Genomic DNA, 1,037 nt, shown 5'->3' with positions numbered 1-1,037 from the left:
CCGCTCCTTCTGCTCCCGCCGCCGCGCCTGCCGCAGGGGCAAGCGCCGTCGGCGCCGCGGAAGAGCGCCGCCAACAAATGGAAGAAGCCCGGCGCGAGCTGCAGCGCCGCCGCAATGAACTGCGCGCCAAGGCTGGCGCCAAGCCCATAAGCCCATGAAGCACATCCCACACGCCTTGAAACGATCTCTCCTGCTGGCTGGGGCCCTGGCGTTGCCCTGGGGCCTGCAGGCCCAGCCCCTGGCGGGCACGGAGGCCCCCGCCCCGGACGCGGCGGCCCCCGCCCCTGCGGTCGAGCCCGAGGCCGCCGCGCCGCGCGAGGAGCCCCGCATCATCCGCGGCAACGACCGCGTGTACAACGCTCCCGCGGCGCTGCCTCCCGTCCAGGGCGCGGCCAGTTCCTACAAGTTCGAGGACGCGCCCATCGTGGAGGTGGTCCACGTCTTCATGCGCGAAGTCCTCAAGGTGGACTACGTGCTGCACCAGCCGCTCTCGGGCAGCGTCACGCTCGCCACGCGCGGCCCCGTCTCGCCCGACGATGCGCTGGCCCTGCTCGAAGGCGCGCTGCAGGCCAACGGCCTGGCCATGGCGCGCGACACACGTGGCGTTTACCACGTCGGGCGTCCGGAGAACCTGCGCAGCGTCGCCGGCAACCTGCGCCAAGCCGGAAAGGACCCGCTGCCGCCCGGTTACGGGGCCGTGCTCGTGCCGCTGCAATACATCGGCGCCAATGAGATGGCCACCATCCTGCGGCCCATGGCGCCGCCCGAGGCCATCGTGCGCGTGGATACGGTGCGCAACCTGCTGGTGCTCGCCGGCACGCGCAACCAGGCCGAAGGCTGGCTCGACATCGTGCGCACCTTCGACATCGACCTGCTCAAGGGCATGTCGGTGGGCCTGTTCCCGCTCAAGCACGCCTCTGTGCAGGAGGTGGAAGCGGCGCTGCGCCTCGTCAGCGGCGGGGCCGCGGCGCCCGGGGCCGGGGGCGCGCGGGCGCCAGCGCCGGCAGGCGGCAACGTCGCCAACCCCGCGGCGGCCA

The 1,037-nt window shown here is 73.2% G+C and carries 1 pseudogene; it reads left to right on the top strand.

The window, feature by feature from the left end:
- Positions 1 to 175: 175 nt before the first annotated feature.
- Positions 176 to 1,037 (top strand): annotated as a pseudogene (locus A612_RS17280) (type II secretion system secretin GspD); the annotation flags it as partial.

It is taken from the genome of Melaminivora alkalimesophila, assembly GCF_000282995.1.
Classification (GTDB): Bacteria; Pseudomonadota; Gammaproteobacteria; order Burkholderiales; family Burkholderiaceae_C; genus Melaminivora; species Melaminivora alkalimesophila.
This window is presented reverse-complemented; position numbering and strand designations above follow the sequence as displayed.